This window comes from Pseudomonas sp. SWRI50 (genome assembly GCF_014269095.1).
Classification (GTDB): Bacteria; Pseudomonadota; Gammaproteobacteria; order Pseudomonadales; family Pseudomonadaceae; genus Aquipseudomonas; species Aquipseudomonas kermanshahensis.
Genome location: NZ_JABWRW010000001.1, coordinates 409,324 through 426,649 on the forward strand (window position 1 = coordinate 409,324; position 17,326 = coordinate 426,649).

The 17,326-nt window shown below is 65.1% G+C and carries 19 protein-coding genes and 1 riboswitch; of the genes, 18 read left to right on the forward strand and 1 reads right to left on the reverse strand.

Going from position 1 to position 17,326, the window contains the following annotated elements; translation table 11 throughout:
- Positions 1–8 precede the first annotated feature (8 nt).
- The 4 genes from HU750_RS01935 to HU750_RS01950 all read left to right on the forward strand — a co-directional run bounded on the left by HU750_RS01935 (position 9) and on the right by HU750_RS01950 (position 3,385).
- A complete protein-coding gene (locus tag HU750_RS01935; protein ID WP_186676096.1) occupies positions 9–1,085 on the forward strand; it encodes an AI-2E family transporter in 1,077 nt (358 codons plus the stop codon).
- A 150-nt stretch (positions 1,086–1,235) separates the two neighbouring features.
- Positions 1,236–1,943 (forward strand): DnaA regulatory inactivator Hda, encoded by a 708-nt coding sequence (gene hda, locus HU750_RS01940; protein WP_027595859.1) that lies wholly within the window; start codon positions 1,236–1,238, stop codon positions 1,941–1,943.
- A 127-nt stretch (positions 1,944–2,070) separates the two neighbouring features.
- The gene (locus tag HU750_RS01945; RefSeq protein WP_186676100.1) at positions 2,071–2,712 is read left to right on the forward strand and encodes a C40 family peptidase; all 642 of its coding nucleotides are present in this window, start codon (positions 2,071–2,073) and stop codon (positions 2,710–2,712) included.
- A 139-nt stretch (positions 2,713–2,851) separates the two neighbouring features.
- Positions 2,852–3,385, forward strand: coding sequence for a C40 family peptidase (locus tag HU750_RS01950; RefSeq protein ID WP_099453169.1), 534 nt, complete (start codon positions 2,852–2,854; stop codon positions 3,383–3,385).
- A 124-nt stretch (positions 3,386–3,509) separates the two neighbouring features.
- Here HU750_RS01950 and HU750_RS01955 read toward each other — a convergent pair whose 3' ends face one another.
- Complete coding sequence (locus HU750_RS01955; protein WP_186676102.1) at positions 3,510–4,826, reverse strand: PQQ-dependent sugar dehydrogenase; 1,317 nt, start codon at positions 4,824–4,826, stop codon at positions 3,510–3,512.
- 239 nt (positions 4,827–5,065) lie between these two features.
- Positions 5,066–5,287: riboswitch (cobalamin riboswitch) on the forward strand.
- Between the two features lie 120 nt (positions 5,288–5,407).
- Here HU750_RS01955 and cobO point away from each other — a divergent pair.
- The 14 genes from cobO (at position 5,408) to HU750_RS27290 (ending at position 17,310) form a co-directional block, all read left to right on the forward strand.
- A complete protein-coding gene (gene cobO, locus HU750_RS01960; RefSeq protein WP_095064096.1) occupies positions 5,408–6,019 on the forward strand; it encodes a cob(I)yrinic acid a,c-diamide adenosyltransferase in 612 nt (203 codons plus the stop codon).
- Positions 6,016–7,311 (forward strand): cobyrinic acid a,c-diamide synthase CobB, encoded by a 1,296-nt coding sequence (locus tag HU750_RS01965; RefSeq protein WP_186676105.1) that lies wholly within the window; start codon positions 6,016–6,018, stop codon positions 7,309–7,311. The genes cobO and HU750_RS01965 overlap by 4 nt, the downstream gene beginning before the upstream one ends.
- Complete coding sequence (gene bluB, locus HU750_RS01970) at positions 7,308–7,958, forward strand: 5,6-dimethylbenzimidazole synthase (protein WP_085272762.1); 651 nt, start codon at positions 7,308–7,310, stop codon at positions 7,956–7,958. The genes HU750_RS01965 and bluB overlap by 4 nt, the downstream gene beginning before the upstream one ends.
- Complete coding sequence (gene cbiB, locus HU750_RS01975; protein ID WP_186676106.1) at positions 7,955–8,863, forward strand: adenosylcobinamide-phosphate synthase CbiB; 909 nt, start codon at positions 7,955–7,957, stop codon at positions 8,861–8,863. The genes bluB and cbiB overlap by 4 nt, the downstream gene beginning before the upstream one ends.
- Positions 8,856–9,848, forward strand: coding sequence for a threonine-phosphate decarboxylase CobD (gene cobD, locus HU750_RS01980; protein WP_186676114.1), 993 nt, complete (start codon positions 8,856–8,858; stop codon positions 9,846–9,848). The genes cbiB and cobD overlap by 8 nt, the downstream gene beginning before the upstream one ends.
- Positions 9,845–11,299: a cobyric acid synthase gene (locus HU750_RS01985; protein WP_085272765.1), complete on the forward strand. Its 1,455-nt coding sequence runs from the start codon at positions 9,845–9,847 to the stop codon at positions 11,297–11,299. Before cobD ends, HU750_RS01985 begins: the two co-directional genes overlap by 4 nt.
- Position 11,300: 1 nt before the next feature.
- On the forward strand, positions 11,301–11,822 hold the full coding sequence (gene cobU / locus HU750_RS01990; RefSeq protein WP_186676116.1) for a bifunctional adenosylcobinamide kinase/adenosylcobinamide-phosphate guanylyltransferase: 522 nt from the start codon (positions 11,301–11,303) through the stop codon (positions 11,820–11,822).
- Positions 11,819–12,874 (forward strand): nicotinate-nucleotide--dimethylbenzimidazole phosphoribosyltransferase, encoded by a 1,056-nt coding sequence (cobT, locus tag HU750_RS01995; protein WP_186676119.1) that lies wholly within the window; start codon positions 11,819–11,821, stop codon positions 12,872–12,874. The genes cobU and cobT overlap by 4 nt, the downstream gene beginning before the upstream one ends.
- Positions 12,871–13,437 carry an alpha-ribazole phosphatase family protein gene (gene cobC, locus HU750_RS02000; protein ID WP_027595872.1) on the forward strand — a complete coding sequence of 189 codons (567 nt, stop codon included), beginning with the start codon at positions 12,871–12,873 and terminating at the stop codon, positions 13,435–13,437. The genes cobT and cobC overlap by 4 nt, the downstream gene beginning before the upstream one ends.
- A 1-nt stretch (position 13,438) precedes the next feature.
- On the forward strand, positions 13,439–14,173 hold the full coding sequence (locus tag HU750_RS02005; protein ID WP_186676122.1) for an adenosylcobinamide-GDP ribazoletransferase: 735 nt from the start codon (positions 13,439–13,441) through the stop codon (positions 14,171–14,173).
- 174 nt (positions 14,174–14,347) lie between these two features.
- The gene (locus HU750_RS02010; RefSeq protein ID WP_514132415.1) at positions 14,348–15,463 is read left to right on the forward strand and encodes a glycoside hydrolase family 5 protein; all 1,116 of its coding nucleotides are present in this window, start codon (positions 14,348–14,350) and stop codon (positions 15,461–15,463) included.
- A 58-nt stretch (positions 15,464–15,521) separates the two neighbouring features.
- A complete protein-coding gene (locus tag HU750_RS02015) occupies positions 15,522–15,926 on the forward strand; it encodes a MarR family winged helix-turn-helix transcriptional regulator (protein ID WP_186676135.1) in 405 nt (134 codons plus the stop codon).
- 62 nt (positions 15,927–15,988) lie between these two features.
- Positions 15,989–17,191, forward strand: a complete 1,203-nt coding sequence (locus HU750_RS02020) for an MFS transporter (protein WP_189674418.1) — start codon at positions 15,989–15,991, stop codon at positions 17,189–17,191.
- Complete coding sequence (locus HU750_RS27290; RefSeq protein WP_258703717.1) at positions 17,188–17,310, forward strand: hypothetical protein; 123 nt, start codon at positions 17,188–17,190, stop codon at positions 17,308–17,310. The genes HU750_RS02020 and HU750_RS27290 overlap by 4 nt, the downstream gene beginning before the upstream one ends.
- Positions 17,311–17,326 lie beyond the last annotated feature (16 nt).

The following is a 17,326-nucleotide window of genomic DNA, read 5'->3' on the forward strand; positions in this document are numbered from 1 at the left end:
GAGTACCCATGGTTACCGATATGCGCCGCTGGATCTGGCTGGGCGCTGCACTGCTGATCGCCGTGCTGTTATATAGCCTGCACCATATTCTGACGCCCTTTCTGATTGGCATCCTGCTGGCGTATCTGGCAGACCCGCTGGTCGACCGCCTGGAGCGCTTGGGGCTGTCCCGCACTTGGGGCGTGGTGGTGGTGTTTAGCCTGTTCACCCTGATACTCATGGCCTTGCTGCTGGTGCTGGTGCCGATGCTGGCCAAGCAGCTGGTGCGTTTGTACGAACTGGCGCCGCAGATGCTCGACTGGCTGCAGCACGTGGCGTTGCCCTGGGTGCAACACCGTCTTGGCCTGGCCGACGGCTTCTGGAAGTTCGACAAGATCAAGGCCGCCATTGGCGAGCACATGGGCCAGACCACCGACATCGTCGGTGTCGTACTGTCGCAGGCCACGGCGTCAAGCCTGGCCTTGATCGCCTGGCTGGCCAACCTGGTGTTGATCCCGGTGGTGGGCTTCTACCTGCTGCGTGACTGGGACCTGATGATGGCCAAGCTGCGCAGCCTGCTGCCGCGCCACCGCGAACCGCAGATCGTGGAGTTGGCGGGGGAGTGCCATGAGGTACTGGGCGCGTTCGTCCGCGGCCAACTGATGGTCATGCTCGCACTGGGCGTCATCTATTCTGCAGGGCTTATGCTGGTGGGGCTCGAGCTCGGCTTGCTGATCGGCATGCTGGCGGGGTTGGCAGCGATCGTGCCGTACATGGGCTTTATCATTGGTATCGGCGCGGCGCTGGTGGCCGGCTTGTTCCAGTTTGGCGGTGACTTGTATCCGATGCTGGGCATCGTTGCGGTGTTCATGGTCGGCCAGGCGCTTGAGGGCATGGTGCTGACGCCCTTGCTGGTGGGCGACCGCATCGGCCTGCACCCGGTGGCGGTGATCTTCGCCATTCTTGCCGGTGGTGAGCTGTTCGGTTTCACCGGGGTGCTGCTGGCGCTGCCGGTGGCGGCGGTGATCATGGTGCTGCTGCGGCATGCGCACGATTTGTACAAAGAGTCGGACATGTATGGCGCAGATGTCGATCCAGAATTGTGAGGTGGGGCCGAAAGGCCCCCATAAAGAGCCGCAACTTGTTGATTTTGTTTGCGCTCTTCTGCTCACTGATTGTGCCGCCCGCGCTCCGGGTATAGACTTTGCACACTGTTCACCAAAGGCCCCCCGTGGTCCTAGCGACCGCCCGCGAGCATGAAACCACCGATCCAGTTGCCCCTGGGTGTGCGCCTGCGCGATGACGCCACCTTCATCAACTACTATCCGGGCGCCAATGCTGCGGCATTGGGCTACGTCGAGCGCCTATGCGAAGCTGACGCCGGCTGGACCGAGAGCCTCATCTACCTGTGGGGCAAGCAGGGTGTCGGCCGCACTCACCTGTTGCAGGCTGCAACCCACCGTTTCCAGCAATTGGGCGAGCCCGCCGTCTACCTGCCGTTGGCGCAGTTGCTCGAGCGCGGTGTCGAATTGCTCGACCACCTCGAGCAATACGAGCTGGTGTGCATCGACGACTTGCACGTAATTGCCGGCAAGGCTGATTGGGAAGAGGCCATGTTCCACCTCTTCAATCGCCTGCGCGACAGTGGCCGCCGCTTGCTGCTGGCGGCCTCCAGCTCGCCGCGCGAACTGCCTATCAAACTGGCTGACCTCAAGTCGCGGTTGACCCTGGCGCTGATCTTCCAGATGCGCGGCATGTCTGATGAAGACAAGCTGCGTGCCCTGCAGTTGCGCGCGTCGCGCCGTGGCCTGCACCTCACCGATGAGGTTGGTCATTTCATCCTCACCCGCGGTACCCGCAGCATGAGCGCGTTGTTCGACCTGCTCGAGCGCCTCGATCAGGCATCGCTGCAAGCGCAGCGCAAGCTGACCATTCCCTTCCTGAAGGAAACCCTGGGCTGGTAAGCCCCTGAAATCCTTGGGCCAGAGCGGAAAAACGAAAAAGTCACATCTTTTTCGATAAAATTTGCAAATGGCCATGATAGAGGGCATAGTTTCCCCCTTCTAAAGGATTACTGACACGGTCGTGCCCATGCTAAAGCGCTTCGCACCCCTCGTGCCCCTCGCACTCGTGACCCTGCTTTTTGGCTGCGCGGCACAAGCCCCGGTATCTCAGCCCCAGGATCACACCCCGATCGCCGCACAGTCGGCGTTCAAGGCCAAAGCCTCGTCTTCGTCGGTATTCGGCGAACCGGAAGAGCTGGCCACTGAAGATGACCTGGAGGCCTTCTCCAGCAGCAGCAAGCCTTACCAGTTGCCAGTTCTGGCTGACAGCATTCTCGAGCGCGGCATGTCGTTGATCGGCACCCGCTACCGCTTCGGTGGTACCTCGGAGAAGTCCGGCTTCGACTGCAGCGGCTTCATCGGTTACCTGTTCCGCGAAGAAGCCGGCATGACCTTGCCGCGTTCGACGCGTGAAATGATCAACGTCGATGCCCCGAAAGTGGCGCGCAACAAGCTCAAGCCAGGCGACCTGCTGTTCTTCAGCACCAATGGTCGTGGTCGTGTGAGCCATGCGGGCATCTACCTGGGTGACAACCAGTTCATCCACTCCAGCAGCCGCCGCAGCGGCGGTGTGCGCATCGACAGCCTCGGTGATCGCTACTGGAGCAAGACCTTCATCGAAGCCAAGCGTGCCTTGGCGATGGCGCCGACCAACATCGCGCGCAACTGATGTCAAAATGATATATCCTGCCGCGGCGGCGATGCTTTGAAAAAAGCTCGCCGCCGTGCGCATTTACAGAAAGCGTCTAATCTAAATTCTCAACACTTTTCGGCTGCGGTCCAGCGGTCTCAGACAGGATGTTCTGGCCATGGTAATGATGGCGCGCTTCGCATTCCTTTCCCTGGTGGCATTGCTTGCTGCCTGCTCCAGCCGCGCGCCTGCGCCGGCCCCTGTGGTTCAGCCGCAGGTTACCTACAGCCAACCGGATGGTTCGCCGATTGCCGACGACGTGTTGATCCGTGCGATCGGGCTGGTGGGCACGCCTTATCGCTGGGGCGGCAATACGCCCGACTCCGGGTTCGATTGCAGCGGCCTGATCAAGTATGTCTACCGCGATGCCGCCGGCATCAGCTTGCCGCGTTCGACGCGTGAGATGATCGTCATGCGCGCGCCCACCGTGGATGCCAAGGCGCTGCAGTCGGGTGACCTGGTGTTCTTTGCCACCAGTGGCGGCTCGCAAGTCAGCCATGCCGGTATCTACGTTGGGGAAGGGCGCTTTGTGCATGCGCCGTCCACCGGCGGTACGGTGCGCCTGGACTACCTGTCGAACAGCTACTGGGCCAAGGCTTACCTACAGGCCAAGCGCGTGATTCCGCAAGGGCACCTGGCGCAGAATCCCTGAGGCACTGCGCAGTCAGCAGTTGATCGCTGACTGTGTAGGAGCAGCCTTGCGCTGCGAAGAGGCCGGTGCATAAGTCTTAGAGGTAAGGGGCCTTCACCGGCCTCTTCGCAGCACAAGGCTGCTCCTACAAGGCCTTGCTCACCCGCCAGATCACGTTCCCCACGTCATCCGCCACCAGCAAACCGCCGCGCTTATCATTGATCACCCCCACCGGTCGCCCCATGGCTTTGCCTTCGTCATTTAGAAACCCCGTCAGCAGGTCGACCGGTTTGCCGACAGGTTTGCCGGTCGCGTCGAACGGCACGAAGATCACCTTGTAGCCACTGTGCGGCTTGCGGTTCCACGAGCCGTGCTGGCCCACGAATGCCCCCTGCCCGAACGGCGGCGGCAACACGCCAGGCTCGGCGAACGTCAGCCCCAGCGATGCCGTGTGCGGGCCCACCGCGTAGTCCGGCATCAGTGCCTGAGCAACTTTCTGCGGGGCCTGGGGCTCGACCCGCTGGTCGACGTGTTGCCCGTAATAGCTGTAGGGCCAACCATAGAAGCCGCCATCCTTGACTGACGTGATGTAGTCCGGCACCAGGTCGCTACCGATCTCGTCACGTTCGTTGACCGCCGTCCACAGTGCGCCGCTGTGGGGCTCCCAGGCCAAGCCGTTGGGGTTGCGCAGGCCGCTGGCAAACACGCGCTGCTGGCCGCTGGCAGGGTCCACTTCCCAGATCGCCGCACGGCCCTGTTCCTTGTCCAGGCCGTTTTCCCCCACGTTGCTGTTGGAGCCCACCGTCACGTAGAGCTTCTTGCCATCGGGGCTGGCGATCACGTTCTTGGTCCAATGATGGTTAAGCGGCCCGCCTGGCAGTTCGACCACCTGCTGGCCCTCGCCGCGAATGTGCATGGCCCCGGGCTCGTAGTGAAAGCGCAGCAGTTTGTCGGTGTCGGCCACGTAAAAGTCCTTGCCCACCAACGCCATGCCGAAGGGCGAATTGAGCCCTTCGATGAAGGTGGTGCGCACTTCCGCGACCCCATCATGGTCGGCATCGCGCAGCAAGGTGATGCGGTTGGCGCTCGGCACGCCGGCGCCAGCGCGCTGCATCGCCTTGCCCATCACCCAGCCACGCAGGCCTTTGCCATCTTCAGGCTTGGGCGGGGCGTTGGTTTCAGCCACCAGCACATCGCCGTTGGGCAACACATAGAGCCAGCGCGGGTGGTCGAGCTTGTCGGCGAAGGCCGTTACCTGCGTGCCGGCTGCAGCCTTGGGTTTGCCGCCGTCCGGCCAGCCGATGGCGGGTGCGACGTTGACGGTCGGGATCAGGGTCTTGTTAGGTGTGGGCAATTGCGGTGTGGGCCCGCTGCCTTCACTGACGTCCAGCAGGGCAGTCTCGCCACAGCCCGACAGGCAGGCGCCCATCGCCCAGGGTAAGAGGATACCGATGCGTTTCATGTGCGCCGCCCTCTAAAGTTGCTTGCTCACAGTTCAGAGCATGGCTGTACAGCAGTGGTTCAGCCAGCGGCAGCATACAGCTGTGACTCTGCGCGATGGTTTCTTGCCTACGAGAGGGGGGCTTAACGTAAACAGAAGCGCAAAGCGGTACGGGTGGAACGCTTCTTTCCCGCTCACGGTGCATAACCACCGCCCACAAGGCAAACGCGTTCGATTGACGCTCCCGCCCCAACCCTCTAACCTTCGCGCGTGTTTCAGGTGCCCTGCCAGCCCCGTCTGGGCAGGGTGAAACTGGGAAGCCGGTGGGCGCCAGCAAAGGCGCGAGCCCGGCGCTGCCCCCGCAACGGTAAGTGAGTCAAATGTCGCGCACAGCCACTGGATGCCAGCATCCGGGAAGGCGCGCAGGCGTGGGCCAAGGCCCGCTCACAAGCCCGGAGACCGGCCTGATTCAGCCAACGGCATCACGGAGGGTGATGCGCGGTGCACCGTGGTGTCCAGCCACGGCTCCTGCGCGTTCTCCGTCTGCCTGCCTATCGACCTGTCGCCGCTTCTCGCGTGGCGTCAGCCTGCGGAGAACCCTGATGAGCGAACCCACCGAACGCGACGAACGCCACCTGGCGCGCATGCAGCGCAAAAAGGCGATCATCGACGAGCGCATCGCCAATTCCCCCAATGAATGCGGCCTGTTGCTGGTGCTGACCGGCAACGGCAAGGGCAAGAGCAGCTCGGCCTTCGGCATGCTCGCCCGCGCCCTGGGCCACGGCATGCAGTGCGGCGTGGTGCAGTTCATCAAAGGCCGCAACAGCACCGGCGAAGAGCTGTTTTTCCGGCGCTTCCCGGAGCAGGTGCGCTACCACGTGATGGGCGAGGGCTTCACCTGGGAGACCCAGGACCGCCAGCGCGACATCGCCGCTGCCGAAGCCGCCTGGGCCGTGTCGCGCCAGCTGCTGCAAGACCCGACCGTGCAGTTCGTGGTGCTCGATGAACTGAACATCGCGCTCAAGCATGGCTACCTCGACCTCGATCAAGTGCTGTCCGACATCCAAGCCCGCCCGCCGATGCAGCACGTGATCGTTACCGGCCGCGCGGCCAAGCCTGAAATGATCGAACTGGCCGATACCGTCACCGAAATGGGCATGCTCAAGCACGCCTTCCAGGCGGGTATCCGTGCGCAGAAGGGCGTTGAACTGTGAGTGAACTGCGACATTGCCCGGCCGTGTTGATCGCGGCGCCGGCTTCCGGCCAGGGCAAGACCACTGTGACCGCAGCCTTGGCCCGGCTGCACCGTAACCTTGGGCGTAAGGTCCGGGTGTTCAAGTGTGGGCCTGATTTTCTCGACCCGATGATCCTGGAGCGTGCCAGCGGCGCACCGGTCTACCAGCTCGACCTGTGGATGATCGGCGCGCAGGAAAGCCGTCGCCTGCTGTGGGAAGCAGCCGCTGAGGCCGACCTGATCTTGATCGAAGGGGTCATGGGCCTGTTCGACGGCACCCCGTCGAGCGCCGACCTGGCGCGCCATTTCGGCGTGCCGGTGCTGGCGGTGATCGACGGCACGGCCATGGCCCAAACCTTTGGCGCCCTGGCCCTGGGGCTGGCGCGTTACCAGGCCGACCTGCCATTCGCCGGCGTGCTGGCCAACCGGGTCGGCAGCTTGCGCCATGCGCAGCTGCTAGAAGGCAGCCTGACCGAAGGGCTGCGCTGGTACGGCGGCCTGTCACGTGAGCGCGGTATCGAGCTGCCCAGCCGCCACCTGGGCTTGGTCCAGGCCAGCGAGCTGAACGACCTGGATGCCCGCCTGGATGCTGCGGCCGAAGCGCTGGGTGCCAGTTGCGATGCCGCTTTACCACCGCCCGTGGCGTTTGCCGAGCCGGAACCGCAGCCGGCCGCCGCTTCATTGGCCGGTGTGCGCATTGGCGTGGCGCGGGACGAGGCGTTCGCCTTCCTTTATGGTGCCAATATCGACCTGCTGCGCAACCTCGGCGCGCAGCTGGTGTTCTTCTCGCCGCTGCACGACCGCGAACTGCCCGATGTGGACAGCCTGTACTTGCCGGGCGGCTACCCGGAACTGCACCACCACGCACTGGCGGCCAACACGCCGATGTGCGCGGCGATCCGTGATCATCATGCCCAGGGCAAGCCGTTGCTGGCCGAGTGTGGCGGCATGCTCTACCTGCTCGACGCACTGACCGACGTAGCGGGCGAGCGTGCCGAACTGCTCGGCTTGCTGACGGGCGAGGCGACCATGCAGAAGCGCCTGGCCGCACTGGCCCTGCAGGCAGTGGAACTGCCCGAAGGCACCCTGCGTGGCCACACCTACCATCACTCGCTCACCAACACCGAGCTGACGCCGATCGCCCGGGGGCTGAGCCCTAATGGCGGGCGTGGCAACGAGGCGGTGTATCGCCTGGGCCGCCTGACGGCTTCCTACGTGCACTTCTACTTCCCCTCCAACCCGAACGCGGCGGCGGCGCTGTTGCGACCATGAGCGAACACGCTTTCAGCGACGCCGAACGCGCCGCGCTGTACCGGGCCATCGGCGAACGCCGCGACATGCGCCATTTTGCCGGTGGCGAGGTGGCCCCGGCGTTGCTCGCCCGCCTGTTGGCTGCGGCGCATCAGGCACCGAGCGTCGGGCTGATGCAGCCCTGGCGGTTCATCCGCATCACCCAGCGCGACCTGCGTGCGCGCATCCAGGCGTTGGTCGAAGAAGAGCGGCTGCGCACGGCCGATGCACTGGGCGAACGCGCCGATGCGTTCATGACGCTCAAGGTCGAAGGCATCAACGACTGCGCTGAACTGCTGGTGGCCGCGTTGATGGACCAGCGCGAGCCGCACATCTTTGGCCGCCGTACCTTGCCGGAAATGGACCTCGCCTCGCTGGCCTGCGCTATCCAGAACCTGTGGCTGGCGGCGCGTGCCGAGGGCCTGGGGATGGGCTGGGTATCGCTGTTCGACCCCGTGGCATTGGCCGAACTGCTGGGCATGCCGGCGGGGGCCAAGCCGGTGGCGGTGCTGTGCCTGGGGCCTGTGGCCGAATTTTACCCGGCACCGATGCTGGTGCTGGAAAACTGGGCAGAAGAACGCCCCTTGAGTGACCTGCTGTATCACAACCAATGGGGGGAGCAGCCATGAGCGTTGCCTTGCTGACCGTGGCCGGGGTGGCCCTGGATGCCTTGCTGGGCGAGCCGCAGCGGCGTCATCCACTGGTGGCGTTCGGCAACATGGCCGCCAACCTGGAGCGTCGCCTGAATGCTGGAGGGCGCGGTTGGCGCAGCCACGGCGTAAGCGCCTGGTTCCTCGCGGTGGTGCCGCTGACCCTGGTTGCACTGATCCTGTCCTGGCTGCCGTACATCGGCTGGCTGGTCGACGTGCTGGCGCTGTACTGCGCGTTGGGTCTGCGTAGCCTCGGCGAGCACGTGCTGCCGGTGGCGAACGCATTGCGCCAGGGTAACCTGGAAGAGGCGCGGCGGCGCGTCGGCTACTTGGTCAGCCGCGAAACCCGCGAGCTGGACGAGCCCGCCGTGGCCAGGGCGGCCACCGAGTCAGTGCTGGAAAACGGCTGCGATGCGGTGTTCGCCGCGCTGTTCTGGTTCGTGGTGGCGGGCGCGCCTGGCGTGGTGTTGTACCGCTTGAGTAATACCCTGGATGCCATGTGGGGCTATCGCAACGAACGCTTCGAGCGGTTTGGCTGGTGCGCGGCACGCATCGACGATGTGCTCAACTATGTTCCCGCAAGGCTGGTGGCGCTGACCTACGCGCTGCTCGGCAAAACCCGCCTGGCCCTGGCCTGCTGGCGCAACCAGGGGCCCCTGTGGGACAGCCCCAACGCCGGCCCCGTGATGGCGGCAGGTGCTGGCGCGCTGGGGGTCGAGCTGGGCGGCCCAGCGGTGTATCACGGTGAACTGCACGAGCGGCCGCGCCTGGGCGAAGGGCCAATGGCCGATGCCGACGCCATTGAGCGCGGCTGGAGCCTGGTGCAGCGGGGCGTGTGGCTGTGGGTACTGCTGATCTGCCTGGGAGCTTACTGGAATGCTTGAACACGGTGGTCGTCTGCTGCGTGCGGTGCGTCACTACGGGATCGCGCGTGAACATTGGCTCGACCTGTCCAGCGGCATTGCCCCTTGGCCTTACCCGATCCCGCCGATTCCACTCGACGCCTGGGCGCGCCTGCCAGAGACCGAAGACGGCCTGGAAGAAGCCGCTCGGCAGTATTACGGCACCCGCCAGCTGTTGGCGGTGGCTGGCTCGCAGGCCGCGATCCAGGCCTTGCCATTGCTGCGCCCGGCGGGCCGGGTCGGTGTGTTGACCCCATGCTATGCCGAGCACCCGTATGCCTGGCAACGGGCAGGGCACACATTGGTCGAACTGGATGAAGCCCAGGTGGAAGGCGCGCTCGACAGCCTCGATGTGCTGGTGCTGGTCAACCCCAACAACCCGACCGGCCGCCAGGTCAGCCGGGAGCGCCTGCTCGACTGGCATGGGCGACTGGCGGCGCATGGGGGCTGGCTGGTGGTCGACGAGGCGTTCATGGACAACACCCCCGCCCATAGCGTGGTCGACTGCGCCGAACGGCCTGGCCTGATCGTGCTGCGCTCGTTCGGCAAGTTTTTTGGCCTGGCCGGTGTGCGTTTGGGGGTTGTTGCGGCTGAGCCCAGCGTACTGCAGCGGCTGGCTGAGTTGCTCGGCCCTTGGACTGTCAGCGGCCCCACGCGGGTGCTGGCCCAAGCCTGCTTTGCCGACCACGTTGCCCACCAGGTGCAGATCGAGCGCTGCGCCGCCAGCAGCCAGCGCCTCGTTGCGTTGTTGCACAGCACCGGGCTGGCGCCGAGCGGCGGCTGCGACCTGTTCCAGTACGTGCGCAGCGAGCGTGCCGCGCACTTGCATGACTTTCTTGCCCGGCGCGGCATCCTGGTGCGCCTGTTCGAGCAGCCCGCCGCCGTGCGCCTGGGCTTGCCTGCCAGTGCGGCGGACGAGCAGCGCCTGGCCCAGGCCCTGACCGACTATCAAAAGGAAACGGCATGACCACGCTCATGGTGCAAGGCACCACCTCCGATGCCGGCAAAAGCACGCTGGTGACCGCGCTGTGCCGGTGGCTGTTGCGCCAGGGTGTCGGCGTGGTGCCGTTCAAGCCGCAGAACATGGCGCTGAACAGCGCAGTGACCGCCGACGGTGGCGAAATCGGCCGGGCCCAGGCTGTGCAGGCCCAGGCTTGCCGGCTGGCGCCGCACACCGACATGAACCCGGTGCTGCTCAAGCCCAACAGCGACACTGGCGCCCAGGTGATCATCCACGGTCGCGCGGTCACCAGCATGAATGCAGTGGCTTATCACGACTACAAGGCCATCGCCATGCAAGCGGTGCTGGCGTCGCACCAGCGCCTGAGCGCCGCGTACCCGGTGGTGATGGTCGAAGGTGCGGGCTCGCCGGCAGAGATCAACCTGCGTGCCGGCGACATCGCCAACATGGGCTTTGCCGAAGCGGTCGACTGCCCGGTGATCCTGGTGGCCGACATCAACCGCGGTGGGGTGTTCGCTCACCTGGTGGGCACGCTGGAGCTGCTGTCGCCGAGTGAACAGGCGCGGGTCAAAGGCTTCGTCATCAACCGCTTCCGCGGTGACATAGCCTTGCTGCAGCCTGGGCTGGACTGGCTCGAAGCGCGTACTGGCAAGCCGGTGCTGGGCGTGTTGCCGTATGTCACTGACCTGCACCTGGAGGCCGAGGACGGCATCGATGTACGCCAGGTGGCCAAAGGGGAGCGCGTGCTGAAGGTGATCGTGCCGGTGCTGCCGCGCATCAGCAACCACACCGACTTCGACCCGCTGCGCCTGCACCCGCAAGTGGATTTGCAGTTCATCGGGCCCGGCCAGCCGATACCGCCTGCCGACCTGATCATCCTGCCTGGCTCGAAAAGCGTGCGGGGCGACCTGGCGCAACTGCGCGAGCGGGGCTGGGATACCGCCATTGCCCGCCACTTGCGCTATGGCGGCAAGCTCATCGGCATCTGCGGCGGCCTGCAGATGCTCGGGGCTCAGGTGCACGACCCGCTGGGCCTGGAAGGGCCGGCGGGCTCCAGCCCTGGGCTGGGCCTGCTGGACTACGCCACGGTACTGGAGGCCGACAAGCAACTGCGCAACGTTGCCGGTACCGTGACCCTGGAAAACGCGCCGGTTTCTGGCTACGAGATCCATGCCGGCGTCACCCAGGGCCCGGCCCTGGAACGCCCCGCCGTGCAGCTGGACGATGGCCGCTGTGACGGCGCCATCAGCGCCGATGGGCAGATCCTCGCCACCTACCTGCATGGCCTGTTCGAAGGCAGCCAGTCGTGCGCCGCGTTGCTGCGCTGGGCGGGGCTGGCCGATGCAGAGACTATTGACTACCAGGCCCTGCGCGAGCGTGATATCGAACGCCTGGCGGACCTGGTGGAAAAACACCTGGACACCGCGCACCTGCGCACGCTGTGTGGAGTCGCCTGAAATGCTCAACCTGATCCTCGGCGGCGCCCGTTCCGGCAAGAGCCGCCTGGCCGAACAGCTGGCCAGCGACAGCGGTCTGCCGGTCACCTACATCGCCACCAGCGAGCCGCTGGACGGCGAAATGAACGAACGCGTGCGCTTGCATCGCCAACGCCGGCCCGCTGACTGGGGGTTGATCGAAGAACCCCTGGCACTGGCGGCAGTGCTGCGCCGCGAAGCGGCCGAAGGACGCTGCCTGTTGGTGGATTGCCTGACCCTGTGGCTGACCAACCTGCTGATGCTCGACAACGACCAGCGCCTGGCCGAGGAGCGCGATGCGCTGCTCGACTGCCTGGCGCAGTTGCCCGGCACGGTCGTCTTGGTCAGCAACGAAACCGGCCTGGGCGTGGTGCCCATGGGTGAACTGACCCGGCGTTATGTCGACCAGGCCGGCTGGCTACACCAGGCCGTCGCTGAACGCTGTCAGCGCGTGGTGCTGACCGTGGCTGGCCTGCCCCTTATGCTCAAAGGACCTGCACTATGACTCAAGCCTGGTGGCGTGATGCCTGCCAACCCCTCGACAACGCCGCCATGGACCAGGCCCGCGCCCGTCAGCAACAGCTGACCAAACCTGCCGGTTCGCTCGGCCAACTGGAAGGCCTGGCCGTGCACCTGGCGGCCCTGCAAGGCCGTGAGCGGCCAACGGTGGACCAACTGGCGATCACGATCTTCGCCGGTGACCACGGTGTGGTAGAGGAGGGCATTTCGGCCTACCCGCAAGCCGTGACCGGGCAAATGCTGCGCAACTTCGTTGGCGGCGGCGCGGCGATCAGCGTGTTGGCGCGCCAGCTGCAAGCCAGCCTGGAAGTGGTCGACCTCGGCACCATCGACCCCAGCCTGGCGCTGCCCGGTGTTCGGCATCTGCGCCTGGGCGCCGGCACCGCCAACTTCGCCCGCCAGCCAGCGATGACCGAGGCCCAGTTGCAGTCCGCCTTGCAGGCCGGCCGCGACAGCGCGTTGCGGGCCGCCGAACAGGGCGCGCAGTTGTTCATCGGTGGCGAAATGGGCATCGGCAACACGACCGCTGCCGCCGCCCTGGCCAGTAACTTGCTGGGCTGCCCAGCGCGTGAGTTGAGCGGCCCAGGCACTGGCCTGGACAACGCCGGTGTGCGGCACAAAGCCGAAGTCATCGAGCGTGCGCTGATCCTGCATGGCCTGCGTGCTGACGACCCGCTGCAGGCGCTGGCCTGTGTCGGCGGTTTCGAGATCGCCGCCTTGGCGGGCGCTTACATCGCCTGCGCGCAAGCGGGCGTCGCGGTGCTGGTGGACGGTTTTATCTGCAGCGTTGCTGCGCTGGTGGCGGTACGCCTCAACCCGCAATGCCGGGCATGGCTGCTGTTTGCCCACCAGGGCGCGGAGCCAGGGCACAAGGCCTTGCTCGAAGCGTTGCAGGCCGAGCCGTTGCTGGCGCTGGGCCTGCGCCTGGGCGAGGGCAGCGGTGCCGCCCTTGCGGTCCCCTTGTTGCGCCTGGCCTGCGCGCTGCACGGCCAGATGGCGACGTTTGCCGAAGCGGCCGTGGCGGACCGCCCGGCATGATCCTCGACCTGTTGCGCCACGGCGAAACGGAGCAGGGCGGCCTGCGTGGCAGTCTTGATGATGCCCTGACTGAAAAGGGCTGGGCGCAGATGCGCAGCGCGGTCGCCGAAGCGGGCCCGTGGCAGGTGCTGGTCAGTTCGCCGCTGCAGCGCTGTGCGCGTTTTGCCGATGAGCTCGGTGCACGCCTGCACCTGCCGGTACAGCGTGAGGCTGCCTTGCAGGAGCTGCATTTCGGTGACTGGGAAGGCCGCAGCGCGGCGCAGATCATGGAAGATCAGGCCGATGCGCTGGGGCGCTTCTGGGCCGACCCTTATGGCTATACCCCGCCCAATGGCGAACCGGTCAGTGCGTTTGCCGAGCGTGTACTGGCGGGCGTCGAGCGCTTGAGCCAGCAGCATGCCGGCAAGCGCGTGCTGCTGGTCACCCACGGCGGGGTGATGCGCCTGTTGCTGGCCCGTGCACGTGGCCTGCCCCGGGAGCAGTTGCTGCAGGTGGAAGTTGCCCACGGCGCATTGGTGCGCCTGGTGCTGCGTGACGACGGTCAATTGGGCGAGGCTCACTGACATGCTGCCGTTCTGGATTGCCCTGCAGTTTCTCAGCAGCCTGCCGGTGCGTTTGCCGGGCATGCCGGCGCCGCAGCAAGTAGGCCGCTCGCTGTTGTGCTACCCACTGGTCGGGCTACTGTTCGGCCTGCTGCTGTGGCTGGCCAGCATTCTGCTGCAGGGCACGCCAGCGCCGCTTCATGCTGCTTTGCTGCTGACGGTGTGGGTGCTGCTCAGTGGCGCCTTGCATCTGGATGGTCTGGCTGACAGCGCCGACGCCTGGCTGGGCGGTTTCGGAGATCGTGAGCGCACCCTGCAGATCATGAAAGACCCGCGTAGCGGGCCGATTGCCGTGGTCACCCTGATGCTGGTGCTGTTGCTGAAGTTCTGTGCGTTGTGGGTACTGGTCGAGCGTGGGGTAGGGCTTGAGCTGCTGCTGGCGCCGGTGGTGGGGCGCGCGGCGATGCTGGGCCTGTTCCTCTGTACGCCATACGTACGCCCCGGGGGCCTGGGGCAAGCGCTGGCCGAACATCTGCCGCGTGCTGCTGCCGGGTGGGTATTGCTCGCCAGTGCAGCCCTGTGCCTTGCCGTGAGCGGTTGGGGCGCGGTCTGGGGGCTGGTTGCAGCCGTGGCAGTGTTCGCCTGGTTGCGGCGCCTCATGTGTCGGCGCCTGGGCGGTACGACCGGTGACACCGCCGGGGCGATGCTCGAATTGCTGGAACTGACTGTGGTGCTGGGGTTGGCCTTGGGTTTCTGAATGGCCTTCGCAGGGTCAAGGCACGTCCAGCAACGTTACCGCACCTACGAACATCAACGACTCGGGTTTATCCTCGGCCTCCCTTCCACACGGCCGAGGAGGCTCCGCATGCGCCATTGGATGTTTGCCAGCCTGATCATTTGTCTCACCTTGCCAGTTACCGCCGCGGATCTGATCAGCTTTTGGGATACGCCCCGCCATGGCGGCAACAGTTTCAACCGGCTGCCCCCGGACCAAGCCTACTTTGATGCCTTGCGTGCCTATGGTGCTACCTGGGTGCGGCTGTCCTATGACAAATGGCAACCGGAGCAGCGTGACTTCCTGTTAGGTGACGCGGATGACTATCAAGGTCTGCCTGCGGCCGATCTGGCGCAGTTGCGTGCAGCCCTGGACCGTGCTCACCGCGCTGGTCTCAAGGTAGTCATCGCCCCACTCTCTCTACCAGGCATGCGCTGGTCGCAGAATAATCAAGGCCGGTTCGACGATCGCCTCTGGCAAGACAAACGCTACTGGTCACAGGCAGCCCTATTCTGGCGGGACCTGGCGCGTGAGTTGAAGGACCATCCCGCCATCGCGGCCTACAACCTTATCAATGAGCCCGCTCCCGAAAAACAGGGTGGCTTGGCCGAACATGCCGCGCCTGGGCGCATGAAGCAGTGGTATGTGCAAGCGCAGGGTGGCCCGAGGGACCTGCCTGCGCTGTATGGGCAATTAGTAGCAGCAATCCGTGAGCAGGACCCGCGGACACCGATCATGGTCGATGCGGGCTGGTATGCTGCCGCAGATGCCTTTGTTTACTGGCCTGCGCCGTTGGCCGATAAGCGGGTGCTGTACAGCGTGCACATGTATGAACCCTATTCCGCTACCAGTGCGCCGAACATGTCGCGCAAGCAGCCCATCAGCTATCCAGGCCCTGCGCCATACGCTGGGCAGACGCAGCAGTGGGATAGCCAGCGTGTGCAGCAGTACTTGCAGCAACCGCTGGCCTGGAGCGACGCGATGAAGGTGCCGCGTTCTCGTCTGGTTGTGGGGGAGTTTGGTTGCATGCGTCGGTTACCTGGCTGTCGGCGCTATCTGGAGGATGTGCTCACTGTGCTGGACAGCAACCAGTTGCATTGGGCGTTTTACAGCTTTCGTGAGGATAGTTGGGATGGCATGGACTACGAGCTCGGGGCTGCCAAGGTGCCATGGCGTTACTGGCAAGCCATCGAGCAGGGCGCGCCTGACCCTTTGGTACGTAGACCCACTGCGGAATTCGAGCCTATCCGCAAGCGTCTGAGTCTCGAGTAACGTGCGCATTGGCTGAAAACTCTTGCAACACTCATGATGCGGGTATATACACGTATCCATGCTGACCAGTGAATGCATCTGTACCCATCTGCGTCGTGCCGCCCGCGGGGTGAGCCGGCATTATGACGAGGCCCTTGCCGGCTTCGGCATCAATGTCGCCCAGTTTTCCCTATTGCGGCACTTGCAGCGGCTTGACCGCCCAAGCATCACCACCTTGGCCGAGGCCATGGGCCTCGAACGCAGCACCTTGGGGCGCAACCTGCGGGTGCTCGAAGCCGATGGCCTGGTGGCCTTGGCTGACGGCGACGACCAGCGCAACCGCGTGGTGCTGCTGACCGAAGCCGGCAAAACGCTGTTGCAAGCGGCTTACCCGGCCTGGGAGCAGGCCCAAGGGTTGCTGGTCGAGCGCCTGGGCGTTGGGCAGCGTGACGAATTGGTGCGCTTGCTGGAACAACTGGCTTGAGCTGGTGCGACTATAAGCGGGTATATACCCGCAAACCTTGCGATGTGCTGGAGATAACGACAATGACTTCGGTGTGGCGAACCAGCGGGTGGGTGCTTGTGGGCGCAGCGTTGATACTGGCGCTGTCCTTGGGTGTGCGACACGGCTTTGGCCTGTTCCTGGCGCCGATGAGCGCCGACTTTGGCTGGGGGCGTGGTGTGTTTGCCTTCGCCATCGCGTTGCAGAACCTCATCTGGGGGCTGGCACAACCGTTCGCCGGTGCCTTGGCTGACCGTGTGGGCGCGGCGCGGGTAGTGATCATCGGTGGCATTCTCTACGCCGCCGGGTTGATGTTCATGGGGATGGCCGACTCCGCCTGGTCGCTGTCGTTGAGCGCCGGCCTGCTGATTGGCATCGGCCTTTCCGGCACCTCGTTCTCGGTCATCCTGGGTGTGGTTGGGCGCGCAGTGCCGGCCGACAAACGCAGCATGGCGATGGGGATTGCGAGTGCGGCCGGTTCATTCGGCCAGTTCGCCATGCTGCCCGGCACCCTTGGCTTGATCGAATGGCTGGGCTGGTCCGCCGCGTTGCTGGTCCTGGGCCTGATGGTGGCATTGATCGTGCCCCTCGTCGGCCTGTTGCGTGACCGCCCGCTGCCCAGCCATGGCGCCGAACAGACCTTGGGCCAGGCCCTGCGTGAAGCCTGCTCGCATACCGGGTTCTGGCTGCTGGCGCTGGGCTTTTTCGTCTGCGGGTTCCAGGTGGTGTTCATCGGCGTGCACCTGCCGGCCTACCTGGTCGACCAACACCTGGCTGCGACCACGGGCACCACGGTGTTGGCACTGGTGGGCCTGTTCAACATCGTCGGCACCTTCACCGCCGGCTGGCTGGGCGGGCGCATGTCCAAGCCGCGCCTGCTTACAGGGCTTTATCTGCTCCGCGCAGTCGTGATCGTGTTGTTCCTCTGGGCGCCTGTGACCCAATTCAGCGCCTACCTGTTCGGCATCGCCATGGGCCTGCTGTGGCTCTCTACCGTCCCGTTGACCAACGGCACAGTGGCGACACTGTTTGGTGTGCGCAACCTGTCGATGCTGGGCGGCATCGTGTTCCTCTTCCACCAGTTGGGCGCCTTCCTGGGCGGCTGGTTGGGCGGGGTGGTCTACGACCGCACGGGCAACTACGACTTGGTCTGGCAGATTTCGATCCTGCTCAGCCTGCTGGCCGCCGCCCTCAACTGGCCGGTGCGTGAACGCCCGGTCGCTCGCCTGCAGGCCCAGACCGCATGAAGCGCTACCTGGCCCAAGGCTTGCTCGCCGTTGCCGCGATCGTGCTGCTGGCGCTGGTGTGGTGGGGGTGGCACCAGGGTGGGTTGGCGTTGATGCAACTGGGCATGGGGGTTTGTTAAGCGCTACCCTGCAAGT

Bases quoted from the DNA above. Each gene is read 5' to 3' on its own strand.
- HU750_RS01935 (WP_186676096.1), top strand. From the start codon at position 9: ATGGTTACCGATATGCGCCGCTGGATCTGGCTGGGCGCTGCACTGCTG.
- hda (WP_027595859.1), top strand. From the start codon at position 1,236: ATGAAACCACCGATCCAGTTGCCCCTGGGTGTGCGCCTGCGCGATGAC.
- HU750_RS01945 (WP_186676100.1), top strand. From the start codon at position 2,071: ATGCTAAAGCGCTTCGCACCCCTCGTGCCCCTCGCACTCGTGACCCTG.
- HU750_RS01950 (WP_099453169.1), top strand. From the start codon at position 2,852: ATGGTAATGATGGCGCGCTTCGCATTCCTTTCCCTGGTGGCATTGCTT.
- HU750_RS01955 (WP_186676102.1), bottom strand. From the start codon at position 4,826: ATGAAACGCATCGGTATCCTCTTACCCTGGGCGATGGGCGCCTGCCTG.
- cobO (WP_095064096.1), top strand. From the start codon at position 5,408: ATGAGCGAACCCACCGAACGCGACGAACGCCACCTGGCGCGCATGCAG.
- bluB (WP_085272762.1), top strand. From the start codon at position 7,308: ATGAGCGAACACGCTTTCAGCGACGCCGAACGCGCCGCGCTGTACCGG.
- cbiB (WP_186676106.1), top strand. From the start codon at position 7,955: ATGAGCGTTGCCTTGCTGACCGTGGCCGGGGTGGCCCTGGATGCCTTG.
- cobD (WP_186676114.1), top strand. From the start codon at position 8,856: ATGCTTGAACACGGTGGTCGTCTGCTGCGTGCGGTGCGTCACTACGGG.
- HU750_RS01985 (WP_085272765.1), top strand. From the start codon at position 9,845: ATGACCACGCTCATGGTGCAAGGCACCACCTCCGATGCCGGCAAAAGC.
- cobU (WP_186676116.1), top strand. From the start codon at position 11,301: ATGCTCAACCTGATCCTCGGCGGCGCCCGTTCCGGCAAGAGCCGCCTG.
- cobT (WP_186676119.1), top strand. From the start codon at position 11,819: ATGACTCAAGCCTGGTGGCGTGATGCCTGCCAACCCCTCGACAACGCC.
- cobC (WP_027595872.1), top strand. From the start codon at position 12,871: ATGATCCTCGACCTGTTGCGCCACGGCGAAACGGAGCAGGGCGGCCTG.
- HU750_RS02005 (WP_186676122.1), top strand. From the start codon at position 13,439: ATGCTGCCGTTCTGGATTGCCCTGCAGTTTCTCAGCAGCCTGCCGGTG.
- HU750_RS02015 (WP_186676135.1), top strand. From the start codon at position 15,522: ATGCTGACCAGTGAATGCATCTGTACCCATCTGCGTCGTGCCGCCCGC.
- HU750_RS02020 (WP_189674418.1), top strand. From the start codon at position 15,989: ATGACTTCGGTGTGGCGAACCAGCGGGTGGGTGCTTGTGGGCGCAGCG.
- HU750_RS27290 (WP_258703717.1), top strand. From the start codon at position 17,188: ATGAAGCGCTACCTGGCCCAAGGCTTGCTCGCCGTTGCCGCGATCGTG.